Here is a 12,884-nt window from a genome sequence, read left to right as displayed (position 1 = left end):
ACACCTCCTCGCGTGCTCACGATGTCAGCGACACCGTACGACGCAGCAGTCCGCGGCGGCGCGCGACGGTCGGCGTGGCCACCGCGCGCTGCTCGGCGACGTCGGTGATCTTGGCGCGCGGGCGGCCGGTCCGGGCGCCGCGCTCGCGCTCGGCGGCGTCGAGTCGCTGCCAGGCGGCGAGGTCGGCGGACTGGGGGTGGCGGGCCGCGACCAGCGCGGCGACGGCGTCGGCCGAGCCGGTGGGGGCCGGGAGGCCCGCGTCGAGGTCGTCGAGGAGGGTCGCGACGGTCTCCTGCGCGTCGGTCTTGTTGGTGCCGATGAAGCCGACCGGGCCGCGCTTGATCCAGCCCACGACATAGACGCCGGGCCGGACCCGCCCCCGGTCGTTGGGGACGACGGCCGCCGCCTCGTCGAACGGCAGCCCGGCGACGGGCCGGCCGCGGTGGCCGACCGAGCGGATCACCAGGCCCGCCTCGATGGTGCGGACGTCATCGGTCGCGACCGCGCGGACCGCGCCGTTGGGGCCCTCGACCAGCTCGTTGCGGGCGACCCGGACGCCGGTGACGCGGCCGTGGTCGCCCAGGATCTCGACCGGCGAAGCGGCGAAGGCGAGCACGATCCGGCGCCGCGTCGACGCCGGGTCGACCGGGCGCTCGGCGAGGTCGCGGAGCAGTGCGCTGCGCTGGTCGTCGCCGGTGAGCAGGGCGGGGTCGGCGTCGACGAGGATGTCGACGTCGTCGAGCGCGGCCAGGCCGATCAGCTCGGGGACGGTGAACGCCGCCTGCGCCGGGCCGCGCCGGCCCAGGACGACGACCTCGCGGACCGCGCTCGTCCGCAGCTGCTCGAGGGGGCCGGGGGCCAGGTCGGTGCGCTCGAGGGCGGCGAGCGGCCGGGCCAGGATGCGCGCCACGTCGAGGGCGACATTGCCGTTGCCGACGACGACCGCGCGCCCCGACGGGTTGGACTCAGCGGCGAGCGGGACGTCGAGCGCCTGCTGGTCGGGGTGGCCGTTGTACCAGCCGACGAGGGCGGTGGCGGGGAGCGAGCCGGCGAGCCCCTCGCCGGGGATGTCGAGGCTGCGGTCGGCGGAGGCGCCGACGGCGTAGACGACGGCGTCGTAGTGGGCGCGCAGGTCGGCGAGCGTCACGCCGTCGGGCGTGCCCACCTCGACGTCGAGGAAGTAGCGGAACCGCGGCTGCCGCTCGATCGCCTCGAACAGCCGGGTGACCAGCTTGGTGGAGGCGTGGTCGGGGGCGACGCCGTGGCGCACCAGCCCGTACGGCGTGCGGAGCCGGTCGTAGACGTCGACTCCGCCGATCTCGGGGTGCTTGAGCAGCTCGTCGGCCGTGTAGAGCCCCGCCGGGCCGGCGCCGATGACGGCGACCCGGAACGGGCCGCTGCGGGTGAGCCGGCGCTGCGGCGGGACCAGCGCGACCGGCGTGCGGTCGGCGTGGGGGAACCCGTCGTAGTAGGCGGCGTTGAGCTCGAGGAAGGGCAGTTGCTTCGTCGTCAGCGCGGCATCGGGGACCATCGCGCCGACCGGGCAGGCCGTGGCGCAGGCGCCGCAGCCGACGCAGGCGGTGGCGTCGACGTAGACCATCTCGGTGGTGCCGAAGCCCGGCTCGCCGGGGGCGGGGTGGATGCAGTTGACCGGGCAGGCGACGACGCACGAGGCGTCGGCGCAGCAGGACTGCGTGACGACGTACGCCATGGCTCAGGCCGCGGCGGACTTGGGCTCGCTGCGGAAGCGCGAGGGACGGCCGTCGATGCCGAGCGCGCGCCACACCAGGCGGGAGACGCGGTTCATCAGGCCCAGCTCGTCGGCGAGCATCCGGACGTCGCCGAAGGTGTCGCGCAGCAGCTTCTGGGAGGAGTCGGACTTCCAGTAGACCTCGCGCATGACGCTCTTCGGGATGCCGAGGTCCTTCTGCATCTGCCGGCTCGGCTTCATGATCACGTCGCACAGCACGCGCATGATGACCGGGAAGGCGAGCGACAGGCCGGCGCGCTGGAGGCGACCGTAGTCCTTGGAGCGCTCGACCAGGTAGGAGTGCGCGAAGCCGATGTGGCGGGCCTCCTCGGCCACGTGGATCTGCATCACGCGGGTGATGATCGGGTGCATCTCGTGACCCGAGCGGAGCACCGACTTCTGCAGGTAGTCGATCGGCTCCTCGCCGGCGAGGACGCCGAAGAAGAAGATGTTGGGCAGCGGGCCGCCGGCCAGCGACAGGAAGGGCGCGACCTTGACGAACCACTTCGGGCCGCCCTGGACGTCGATGCCGATCCGGTTGACCGCCTCCTGGAACATCTGGGTGTGGTGGCACTCCTCGGTCGCCTCGTGCGTGGAGTAGCGGAACTCCGCACGCTGGTTGGGCATCGCGATGAGGTGGCTCATGATGCCGCCGATGAGGATCTGCTCGAACTGCAGGCCGACCTTGGCGATATTCGCCATCCGGTACATGCCGATCTCGATCTGGCGCTCGCGGGGGAGCGAGCGGTACCACTCGGTGCCGCCGAGCGAGTCGACCGTGGGGAGGATCCAGCGTGGGTCGTCGGCGACGACCTCGAGCTCCGGGCTGTCCCAGGCGATGTCCTTGAACGCGTCGAAGTGCTGGTCGACCGATGCCTGGGACAGGACCCGCAGGGTGTCCTGGTAGCTCAGGCCGTCGAGGTGCGTGGTGTCGATCGGGGCGTCGGCGGTCGCAGTCATGGGTCTCGGTCCGTTCTCATCATCGAAATCGGGAGCGTGCTCGCTGTTAGCGCAACACCATGTTGCGTACATTGACCCCGGTTTTGTCAAGCAAATCGGCGGAAAACGGGGCCGAGCGGCCCGGTCGGGCCGCTCGGCGTGTGACGTGGATCGCGCGGGTGCGCCTCCTTCTCGGGGCTCGGATCGCCGGGTCGCGGTCTCACCCGGCGTTTCCGTCGCGAAAGCGGCCGGATCCGGACGGATATGCCGGGTGAGACCGCTCAGGCTGAGCGCAGGAAGCCGGCGGCGCGCCAGCGGGTGAGGGCGGCGACCAGGTCGGGGTGGTCGGCGCGATCGGCGGCCCGGCCGCCTGCGACGAGCGCGGGGACGCCGGGCTCGGCGCCGGCGTCGTAGACGACGGTGAGCCGGTTGGCCGCGCCGGCGTTGATCAGCGAGCCGAGCAGGGCGACCGGGTCGGTGCGGTCCTCGAGCGAGAGCACCTGGACGTCGGCGGGCAGCATCGGTAGTTGCGCGGACGGCGCGTTGGCGGTGACCACCTGGTCGACGACGATGCCGGGCAGGTCGGCGTGCGTCGCGATCTCGAGCGCCGCCGCGCCGCCGCTGCCGGAGCCGACGAGCATCACGCGGGTGGGCTCGTCGTCGCCCCCGTGCTCGGAGGCCGCGTCGGCCAGCGCCTTGAGGACGACGGACGCCTGGCTCGACGCGTCGCCGGAGACCAGCCGCAGCCGGCCCGCGGCGGGCGCGGGCGTCGTCGTACCGGACAGCAGGGCGAGGAGTCGGCCCGGCGCCACCCGCAGGATCCGGACGCTCTCGGCGCCGCGGGCGTCGGTGAGCAGCGTCATCAGGTCACCGAGGCCCGCGGGCGCCTCGGGGCTGTCGGCCACCGCGGCCGCGCCGGCGACCGGCGCTTCGGCGGGCAGGTCGACGGCGACGTCGCGCAGCGCGGCGCTCCAGTCGTCGGTGAGCGGGGCGATGCCGGAGGCGCGCAGGCCGCCGGCGCGGGCGGACCGGCCCGCGTCGCCGCTGAGGACGCCGGCGGTGAGCAGGCCGCGCATCTGCAGGCTGTCGAGGACGCCGCCGCCGGTGGTGACGTGCTCCATCAGCTCGGGGTTGGCCTCGGCCAGCTCGCCGAGATAGGCCGCGACGCCGTCGCGGTCGAGCGCGTCGGTCTCGATCAGTCCGGCCGCGACGATCGCGCCGCCGAGGTTGACCTCGGGCGCGAGGTAGCCGATCGCCTTGCCGGCGATCGAGCCCAGCGTCTGGTACGCCGCCGCCTGCAGCTCGTCGATCCAGCGGTAGGTGAGCACGGTGGCGCGGAGCACCAGGGCGTCGGCGTCGAGCTCGATCGACCGGCTGAGCAGGCCGCTCTTGCCGGTCGTCGCGGCGCGGACCTCCTCCTCGGCGGTCGCCCAGGTGGTCGGCGAGAGCGGCGCGGAGTCGGCGACCTCGGGATCGGCGAGGACGTCGTGGCCGAGCTGCGACCACTCCCGCATCTGCGCGCCGGCGTCGTCGAAGAGGTCGGCCAGGCGCAGCATCTGGTCGTACTTGTCGGCCAGATCGGCCGCCTCGACCGCGCTCAGCGGCTGCTCGGCGCTCAACGGGCCACCTCCCCGAGAGCCGGGGCGACGACCGCGGCGAGCTCGTCGGGCGCGGCCGCCCGGACCTCCAGCCGCAGCACGCCGTCGTCGTGGTGGGGGCGCAGCGCGCGCCAGCCGTCGGCGAGCAGCGTCCAGGAGACGACGCCGACGGTGTCGACCGCCGCGCCGGACACGTCGGCGACGAGCGCGCGGAGCCGGCCCTGGGCCTCGCTGGACAGGGCGCCGAGGATCCGGACGACGGCGTCGTCGGCGAGCACCCCCGCGCCGGCGCGGACGGCGCCGGTGTGGCGCGCCGCGAGCACCGGGAGCAGGTCGCCACGCCCGGCGGTGCACGCCTCGGCCGCGGCGTCGGCGAGCTCGAACGGCAGGTCGACGTACGACGGGACGGCAGAGTGGCCGACCGCGACCTCCTCCGACAGCGCGGCCACGCGGGCCAGCTCGACGGGCCAGGCGTCCGTGGCGAACCAGCCGAGCTCGAAGACGATCCCGTCGGCGGTCGCGAGCGAGGCGACGGCGGCGCCGTCGTGGCGGTGCCAGACCTTGGCCTGCATGCCGACCATGCTCACGTCGGCGTCGAGTGCGAACCGCGGCGCGGCGAGCAGGCCGATCGCGCCGGCGACACCGGGGTCGAGGACGTCGCCGTCGGTGAGCCCGCGCCGGGCGAGCGACTCGGCCGGGTCGTGCAGCGCGGCGACCGCCGACCGGTAGGCCTCGTCGTCGAGCGCGGTCGGGCTCTGGCCGAGCCGGGCCTGCATGGCGTCGGTCCGCCGCGGCTCGGCGACCTCGAAGGGCAGCGGCGCGTCGCCGGCGAGCCGGGCGGCGAGCTGCAGCTCGGCCAGGGTGAGGCCGACCCGGCGGGGCGCGGCGGCGATCGGGTTGGGCGCGGCGGCCGGCTCGGGGCGGACGGCGACGGTGGTGAGGTCGATGGTGGGCACGTCAGCGCTCCAGTCCGGGGACGTCGACCGTGAGCCAGTCGCGGTGGCCGGGCGGAGGCGGGGTGAACGCGACCAGCGCCTCGTCGAGTGGGTCGGGCGCGATCTGCGCGGCACCGTCGGGGCCGTCGGCGGTGTCGGCGGTGTCGGCGTTGCGGCGGTCGATGGCGGCGATCCGCGCCCGGGCGTCGGCGACGAGCGCGGTGACGCGGGCCTGGGTCGCTCCGATCTCGTCGAGGACGCCGTCGACGCTCTCGGCGTGGTCGGCCAGCGCGTCGGCGGCGCTGGTGTGCCGGTCGGCGGCGGCGCGGAGGTGGCTGGCGCGGTCGGTGACCCGCTCGCGCATCGACTCGGCCGCCCGACCCGTCCAGCCCAGCCGTTCGACGCGAGCGACCAGCTCGTCGGCGAGGGCGCGCACGTCGGCCCCCTGGTCACGAAGCTCCGAGACGCGGCGCCGGATGATCTCGCTGTCGCCGTACATGAGTCGCGCCCTACCCCGTCCGCCCCCGGTCAAACCTCGGACCGGATGCGCACCCGCCGCGCCGCCAGGACGACGGGAAGCGCGATCGTGAGCAGCAGCCCGACGCCGGCGAACCACAGGCCGTCGGTGGAGCTCTCGTCACCGGGCTCGGTGAGGATGCCGATCAGGCCGAGCGCCAGGGCCACGGACAGCGCGGCCCGCAGCAGCACCCACCACCACGGCCGTTTGCGCCAGCGGTCTGCTCGCGGGTGGGGCGTCCGCGCCCGGGCGAGCAGGGCAGCGGCGGCCTCGTGGTCGTACCAGCGGTCGGGCACGGGATAGTCGCTCGGCTCGGGGAGGCCGCGGGCCTGGCGGGTCCGGCGGGCGCGGTACTGCTCGCGGGAGAGGTGCGCGGTGAAGATCCCCAGCGGGGCGCTCAGCGCGGTCATGGCCAGGCCGCCCCACGCCGGCGAGCCGCCCCGGGCGACCGGGACGAGGACGACCAGCCAGGAGGCGACGAACATCGCCACGAAGAACGCGGTGAGGATCGCCAGCCCCCACCAGCTGGTCACCTGGATGCCGGCGGTGACCGGCCCGAGGCCGATCTCGTCGGGCCGATAGCTGTGCAGCTCGCCGGTGCGCGTCAGCCGCAGGACCCGCTCCTCGCCGCGTGCGACGGCGGCCCGGTGCTCGGCGTGGATCGCGTCGTTGCGCTGCTCGAGCTCCCGACGGTCGACCACGCCGGCACCCTAACCGTCCGGCCCCCGGCCTCAGCCGGCGGCGGTGGTCGTGGCGGTGGTCGTGGCGGTGGCGCGGTGCAGGCGGGTGCGGGTCTCCGTCTCGGCGACGACCCGGCCGCCGCGGACCACCCAGCGCGGCGCCGCGTGCTCGCGAAGCAGGTCGACGACCCGCTCGGAGCCGTGCACGCACAGGTCGGCGGCCGTGCCCTCGGCGATCCCGTCGCCCGGCAGGCCGAGGACGCGCGCCGCGCGGTCGGTGACCAGCTCGACGAGGCGCACCTGGTCGGGGCCGGTCAGGAACTGCAGGAGGTGCGCGCCCAGGAAGGCGACCTCCAGCATGTTGTGCCGGCCGAAGGGGTAGTAGGCGTCCTCGATGTCGTCCTGGCCCAGCGCCACGGCGAGGCCGTCGTCGAGGAACGCGCGCACCGGCAGGTGCAGCGGTCCGGTGTGCGGGTCGGACACGAAGCCGAGCCCCGCGGCCTTCGCCAGCTGGATCAGCCGGAGCACGGACGGCGTCGGGTAGGTGCCGATCGCGCGACCGTGGCAGGCGACGCCGCGGCCCTGCAGCCCGTGCTCGATCATCGCCTCGGCCAGCATCGCGGTGGTGCGCAGGCTCGGGTCTCCCGCGTCGTCGACGAGCATCGCGACCCGGTGACCACCGGCCGCGGCGACCCGGCACGCCCAGTCGACGTGCTCGCGGGCCTCGCGGTCGGTGCTCTCCAGCCACGGGATGCCGCCGACCACGTCGGCGCCCATCCGCATCGCCTCCTCGCACAGCTCGGCCGCGCCGGGATCGCGGAGCAGGCCGTCCTGCGGGAAGGCGACGACCTGCAGGTCGACCAGGCCGCGGTACTCCTCACGGACGGCGAGCACCGCCGCCATGCCCTCGAGCCCCGCGGTCGTGTCGACGTCGACGAACGCCTGGACGTGGAGCGTGCCGTAGGTGAGCGCCTCGTCGAGCGCGCGTCGTACGTTGGGCATGATCCAGGTGCGGTCGTAGTGCTTCTTGACGGCCGAGGCGTCCTCGACGATCGAGCGCATCGCGTTGCCCATCGTGTCGGAGGTGTACGCCGTCAGCGCGCCGTCGCCGGCGAGCGGCAGCGTGTAGACCTTGTCGAGGTGCATGTGCCCGTTGACGAAGGACGACGTCACGAGCGCGCCGCCCGCGTCGATCGTGGTCGTCGCCTCGGGCGTGGGCGCCCCGGCCTCGCGGACCAGGCTGATCTGCCCGCCGGCGACGCCGATGCTCACCACCCGTCCGTCGAGCAGGCGGGCGTCGTGGACCAGCAGGTCGAGCGTCTCGGTCATCGTGTTCTCCTCAGTGGGCCAACATGTCTGACAGGTAACGTACAAGATGTCTGACAGGTTGACCAGCGTCTCCGCGGGCCGGGAGGCCGATAGGGTTCCGGCGTGAGCGACCCGGCCGAGAGTGCGCCCGCCTCGCTCGAGGAACGCCTCGAGCGGATGTGGGTCGACGCCGCGCGCAGCGGACGCCGGCTCCCCGGCGAGCCCGCGCTCGCGGCGGCGCTCTCGAGCAGCCGCCCGGCCGTGCGCGAGGCGCTGATCCGGCTCGAGGAGCGCGGCTACATCCACCGCCGCAAGGGCGCCGACACCACGGTCAACCAGGCGCTGCTCGACATCCCGGCCCGCTTCGACAGGCGGATCGAGGAGTCCGAGCTGATCCGGGCGATGGGGCAGGAGCCGCGGCTCGACGTCCTCGCGTCGGCGGTCGAGCGGATCACCCTCGACGAGGCCACCACCCACGACCTCAGCCCCGGCACCGCGGTGCTGCGGGTGGTGAAGCGGTGGTCGGCCGACGGCGTCCCGGTGCTGCTCGCGCGCGACGCCGTCCCGGTGCTGCAGGGCGATGCCGGTGACGTCGACCCGGCGCTGCCCATGGTCGACATCGCGGTCGCGCTGACCGGCGAGCGGGTCGAGTGGGAGGTCGTCCGGCCCGGCGCCGAGGCCTTCGACGCCGAGCAGGCCGCGCAGGTCGACCGACCGGTCGGCGAGCCAGCTCTCGCGCTCGACGTCACGGGCGTCGCCCGCACCGGCCAGGTCTGCTACTGGACGTCGGAGCTCCACGTCCGCGGCGCCTTCCGCTACGCGATGGTGCGCCGCGCCGACTGGCGCTGAGCCCTACAGGCTGCCGTCGAGCCGGTCGAGAGCGGTGGTGATGTCGTCGGCCGTCCCGGCGAAGCTGAACCGCAGGAACCGCCCGCCCTCGACGACGTCGAAGTCGACGCCGGTCGCGACCGCGACGCCGGTGCGCGCGAGCAGGTCGCGGCAGTAGGCCATCGAGTCGTCGGTGAGGTGGCGGACGTCGGCGTAGGCGTAGAACGCGCCGTCGGCCGGGGCGAGCCGGTCGATGCCGAGCCGGCGCAGACCGTCGAGGAGCAGGCCGCGGTTGTGGGCATAGCGCGCGACGTGGCCGTCGAGCTCGGCGTACGACGTGTCGTCGAAGGCGGCGAGCGCGGCGTGCTGGGCCAGCGCGGGCGGGCAGATCGAGAAGTTGCCGGTCAGCACGTCGACCGGTCGGCGCAGCCGTTCGGGCGCGAGCATCCAGCCCAGCCGCCAGCCGGTCATCGAGAAGTACTTGGAGAACGAACCGAAGACGATCGCCTCGCGGGAGGTCTCCCAGGCGCAGCCCGCGCGCGAGCCGGCGTACTGGATGCCGTGGTAGATCTCGTCGGAGACCAGCTGGACGCCGTTCTCCTCGCACCAGCGGGCGATCGCGGCGAGCTCCTCGGGCAGCAGCATGGTGCCGGTCGGGTTGGCCGGGCTGGCCACGACCAGGCCGTCGAGCGGCTGCCGCGCGTGTGCCTCGGCGAGCTGCTCGACGGTGGGCTGGAAGCGGGTCGCCGGGCCGGTCGGGATCTCGGTCAGGTCGCAGCCGAGCGCGGCCAGCACGTTGCGGTAGCAGGGGTAGCCCGGTCGCGCGATCGCGACGCGGGCACCCGCGTCGAAGGCGGCCAGGAACGCCAGCAGGAAGCCGCCGCTCGACCCAGTCGTGACGATGACGTCGTCGGCCGCGACCGCGACGTCGTACGTGCGGCGGTAGTGGCCGGCGATCGCCTCGCGCAGCTCGACGATGCCGGTCGCAGTCGTGTAGCCGAGCGGGTCACCGCTGCCCAGCAGCCGGATCGCCGCCGTGTTGACGGGCGCCGGCGCGCCGGTGCTCGGCTGGCCGGCGACCAGGTTGACCAGGTCGCCGTGGGTGCGCTGCCGCTCGGCCGCCGCGGCGAGCAGGTCCATGACATAGAAGGGCGGGACGTTCGCCCGGGCGGCGGCGGTGAGGCGGTCGGTCACGTTCCGACCCTACGGCGAAGCACCGGACGTCTCGGTCGCCCCCGGGGGCTTTCGGCGACCGAAGCGTCCGGGTACGACGGCCACGGGTCAGCGGGTGGCGGCGTGGCGACCCGCGCGACGGCCGAAGAAGGAGCCCTCACCGAGTTGGGTGCCGGAGCAGTAGCCGGCGCCGTCCTGGGCGATATTCGAGGCGCACGCGCCGGCGGCGTAGAGACCCGGCACCACCGAGCCGTCGGTGCGGCGGACCTCGCCGTCGACGGTCGTCGTCATGCCGCCGATGGTGAAGCCGGCGTACAGCGCGACGCCCAGCGACAGGTCGAGGACCGCCCACGGGCCGGCGGTCTGCGGCGCGATCCAGTCAGGGTGCTTGTGGAAGTCGGGGTCCTCGCCCTGGGCGGCGTACTCGTTGTAGCGCTCGACGGTCTTGACCAGCGAGCCGGTGGGCATGTCGAGGCCGGCCTCCATCTCCTCGAGCGTCTCGAAGCCGTCCTTGAGCGGGACGAGGGGCATGTGGTCCTCGCCGAGGTGCTCGCTGTCGACGATCAGGTAGGCGACCGCGTCGGGCTGCTTGAGCACCTGGTACGAGGTCCGCGCGTGGTAGCTGTCCTCGGCGACGAAGCGCTGCCCGTCCTTGTTGACGATGATCCCCTTGCACCGCGACGACGGCGGGTAGAACGGCGCGGTGATGAACGGCTCGTCCATGTTCTCCAGGCCGGCGCCGACCGACTCGCCGAGGCGGATGCCCAGCCCGTCGTCGTACGTCGAGCCGAGGGTGAACAGCGTCCGCGAGCCGAGCGCGGGCGTGTAGCGGGCGACCATGTCGGGGTTCATCACGAAGCCGCCGGCGGCGATGACGACGCCGTCCGCGCGGACGACGCCGGTCCGGTCGAAGGACTTCCAGGCGATGCCGACGACGCTGCCGGTGTGCGGGTCGCCGTCGACCACGAGGTTGGTCGCGCCGGTCTCGTAGCGGACCTCGACGCCGGCCTTCTCGCACTGCTCGCGCAGCAGGTCCATGACGATCCGCGTGCCCTCGGTGTCGCCCGGGACCGGCACCTTGTGGCCGCGCGGCGCGGGCCTGACCTGGTCGCGGAACGGCCAGACCTTCTCGTTGCCGGTGAACATCAGGCCCTCGGTACCGGGCTGGATGACCGCCTTGCCGGGGAAGTAGGAGCGCTCGAACTCGAAACCCAGGTCCTCGAGCCAGTCGAAGTGGGCGACGGATCCCTCGCAGTAGGCGCGGATCTTCTCCTCGTCGGGGCTCTTGGTGCTGGCCATCAGGTAGTCGACCATCGCCTCGACCGAGTCCTCGTGGCCGGTCGCCTGCTGCACGGCCGTGCCGCCGCCGAGGTAGAAGTGGCCGCCGGACATGGACGACGTCCCGCCGTGGACGGCCGCCCGCTCGAGCAGCAGCACCCGCGCGCCGGCGCGTGCGGCCTCGAGCGCCGCGCAGCCGCCGGCGATGCCGAAGCCGACGACCACGACGTCGTACCGCTCGGTGTCGGCGGTGAGGATGCTGGCGTCGAGGACGTCGGGAAGGGCCAGCCCGGCGGGAGTCGCGGTGGTCATGCCCCTAAATCTAGAACATGTTCTATTGGATAGACTAGCGATCCTCCCACCCGACGAGAGCCGAGTGATCTTTGAGCTTCGACGTCCACCAGCTCGACATGTTCCTGCTGATCGGCGCCGGGGTCACCTTCCTCGCCGTGCTGGCGGTCCGGATGTCGTCCGGGCTCGGCCTGCCCAGTCTTCTGGTCTACCTGCTCATGGGGGTGGCGCTGGGGGAGTCCGGGCTCGGCATCGGCTTCGAGGACGCGCAGCTCGCGCACGCGCTGGGCTTCGGGGCACTGGCGGTCATCCTGGCCGAGGGCGGTCTGACGACCAACTGGCGTGACGCCCGGCCGGCGATGCGGATGGGGCTCTCCCTCGCCACGATCGGCGTGCTGGTGTCGATCGCCGTCGTGGCGGTCGGGGCGCACGTCCTGCTCGGGCTGTCGTGGCAGCTCGCCATCCTGCTCGGCGCGGTCTGCTCGCCGACCGACGCGGCGGCGGTGTTCTCGGTGCTGCGGGTCGTCCCGCTGCCGAAGCGGATCACCGGCACGCTCGAGGCCGAGTCGGGTCTCAACGACGCGCCGACCGTCGTCCTCGTGACGCTCGTGTCGTCCGGCGCGGCCGCCGAGCACGGCCTGCTCGGCACCACCGGCATCGTCGCCTACGAGCTGGTCGCGGGTGTCCTCTTCGGCCTGGCCGCGGGCTTCGGCGGCGCCTGGGTGATGCGCCGGGTCGCGCTGCCGTCGTCCGGTCTCTACCCGATCGCGGTGCTCTGCCTGACGCTCATCGGGTACGGCGCCGCGGCCGCCGTCCACGCCAGCGGGTTCGCCGCCGTCTACGTCGCCGCGCTCGTGCTCGGCAACGCCGAGCTGCCGCACCGGGTCGCGACCCGCTCGTTCGTCGAGGGCCTGGCCTGGCTGGCGCAGATCGGGCTGTTCGTCATGCTCGGCCTGCTGCTCTCGCCGGACCGGCTCAGCTGGACGATCATCGGCATCGCCATCGTCGCGGGCAGCATCCTGACCTTCGTGGCGCGGCCGCTGTCGGTGCTGGTCAGCTCGGTGGTGCGGCCGATGCCCCTGCCCGAGCTGGCGTTCCTGTCCTGGGCGGGCCTGCGCGGCGCCGTCCCCATCGTCCTGACCACGATCCCGCTCGCCGCGGGGGTGCACGGCGCGACCCGGCTCTTCGACATCGTCTTCGTGCTGGTCGTGCTCGACACGCTGATCACCGGCCCGACCCTGCCGCTGACCGCCCGGATCCTGCGCGTCGCCCGTCGTTCCGAGCCACGCGGCATCGAGGTCGAGGCCGCCCCACTCGACCGGGTCGCCGCCGACCTGCTCCAGATCACGATCGCGCCGAGCTCGAAGATGCACGGCGTCGAGGTGGGCGAGCTGCGGCTGCCCGTGGGCGCCAACGTCTCGATGATCGTGCGCGACGGAGTCACGATGGTGCCCGAGCGTCGTACCGTGCTGCGCCACGGCGACGACCTGATCGTCGTCACGCCGCGCAAGCTGCGCGAGGCGACCGAGGAGCGGCTACGTCAGGTCAGCGCGGGAGGCCGGCTCGCGCAGTGGCTGCACGAATAGC

At 73.8% G+C, this 12,884-nt stretch carries 11 protein-coding genes; 2 read left to right on the top strand and 9 right to left on the bottom strand.

Annotation, left to right across the window (positions count from 1 at the left end; translation table 11 throughout):
- Positions 1-16: 16 nt before the first annotated feature.
- The 7 genes from AB4880_RS11790 to AB4880_RS11760 all read right to left on the bottom strand — a co-directional run bounded on the left by AB4880_RS11790 (position 17) and on the right by AB4880_RS11760 (position 7,748).
- Positions 17-1,711, bottom strand: coding sequence for an FAD-dependent oxidoreductase (locus tag AB4880_RS11790; protein WP_367919432.1), 1,695 nt, complete (start codon positions 1,709-1,711; stop codon positions 17-19).
- Positions 1,712-1,714: 3 nt separating this feature from the next.
- The gene (locus AB4880_RS11785) at positions 1,715-2,710 is read right to left on the bottom strand and encodes an AurF N-oxygenase family protein (RefSeq protein ID WP_367919431.1); all 996 of its coding nucleotides are present in this window, start codon (positions 2,708-2,710) and stop codon (positions 1,715-1,717) included.
- 260 nt (positions 2,711-2,970) lie between these two features.
- Positions 2,971-4,308: a hypothetical protein gene (locus AB4880_RS11780; RefSeq protein WP_367919430.1), complete on the bottom strand. Its 1,338-nt coding sequence runs from the start codon at positions 4,306-4,308 to the stop codon at positions 2,971-2,973.
- A complete protein-coding gene (locus AB4880_RS11775; protein WP_367919429.1) occupies positions 4,305-5,243 on the bottom strand; it encodes a hypothetical protein in 939 nt (312 codons plus the stop codon). Before AB4880_RS11775 ends, AB4880_RS11780 begins: the two co-directional genes overlap by 4 nt.
- Before the next feature lies 1 nt (position 5,244).
- Entirely contained in the window at positions 5,245-5,838 is a 594-nt protein-coding gene (locus AB4880_RS11770) for a putative T7SS-secreted protein (protein WP_367919428.1), read from the bottom strand.
- The gene (locus AB4880_RS11765; protein ID WP_367919427.1) at positions 5,751-6,440 is read right to left on the bottom strand and encodes a hypothetical protein; all 690 of its coding nucleotides are present in this window, start codon (positions 6,438-6,440) and stop codon (positions 5,751-5,753) included. Before AB4880_RS11765 ends, AB4880_RS11770 begins: the two co-directional genes overlap by 88 nt.
- A 30-nt stretch (positions 6,441-6,470) precedes the next feature.
- Entirely contained in the window at positions 6,471-7,748 is a 1,278-nt protein-coding gene (locus AB4880_RS11760) for an amidohydrolase family protein (RefSeq protein WP_367919426.1), read from the bottom strand.
- Positions 7,749-7,850: 102 nt separating this feature from the next.
- Between AB4880_RS11760 and AB4880_RS11755 the strand changes: the two genes are divergently transcribed.
- A complete protein-coding gene (locus AB4880_RS11755) occupies positions 7,851-8,576 on the top strand; it encodes a GntR family transcriptional regulator (RefSeq protein WP_367919425.1) in 726 nt (241 codons plus the stop codon).
- 3 nt (positions 8,577-8,579) lie between these two features.
- Here AB4880_RS11755 and AB4880_RS11750 read toward each other — a convergent pair whose 3' ends face one another.
- Complete coding sequence (locus AB4880_RS11750) at positions 8,580-9,749, bottom strand: aminotransferase class I/II-fold pyridoxal phosphate-dependent enzyme (RefSeq protein ID WP_367919424.1); 1,170 nt, start codon at positions 9,747-9,749, stop codon at positions 8,580-8,582.
- A gap of 87 nt (positions 9,750-9,836) precedes the next feature.
- Positions 9,837-11,318, bottom strand: coding sequence for an FAD-binding protein (locus AB4880_RS11745; RefSeq protein WP_367919423.1), 1,482 nt, complete (start codon positions 11,316-11,318; stop codon positions 9,837-9,839).
- 71 nt (positions 11,319-11,389) lie between these two features.
- On the opposite strand from AB4880_RS11745, the gene AB4880_RS11740 reads away from it, so the two are divergent.
- On the top strand, positions 11,390-12,883 hold the full coding sequence (locus AB4880_RS11740; protein ID WP_367919422.1) for a potassium/proton antiporter: 1,494 nt from the start codon (positions 11,390-11,392) through the stop codon (positions 12,881-12,883).
- Position 12,884 lies beyond the last annotated feature (1 nt).

Source organism: Nocardioides ginsengisoli (genome assembly GCF_039537225.1).
GTDB lineage: Bacteria > Actinomycetota > Actinomycetes > Propionibacteriales > Nocardioidaceae > Nocardioides > Nocardioides ginsengisoli.
The sequence above is the reverse complement of the archived record's forward strand: the minus strand, read 5'-3'. Positions and strand labels throughout refer to the sequence as shown.

Coding starts and splice junctions, on each gene's coding strand:
- AB4880_RS11790 (WP_367919432.1), bottom strand. CDS start 1,711: ATGGCGTACGTCGTCACGCAGTCCTGCTGCGCCGACGCCTCGTGCGTC.
- AB4880_RS11785 (WP_367919431.1), bottom strand. CDS start 2,710: ATGACTGCGACCGCCGACGCCCCGATCGACACCACGCACCTCGACGGC.
- AB4880_RS11760 (WP_367919426.1), bottom strand. CDS start 7,748: ATGACCGAGACGCTCGACCTGCTGGTCCACGACGCCCGCCTGCTCGAC.
- AB4880_RS11745 (WP_367919423.1), bottom strand. CDS start 11,318: ATGACCACCGCGACTCCCGCCGGGCTGGCCCTTCCCGACGTCCTCGAC.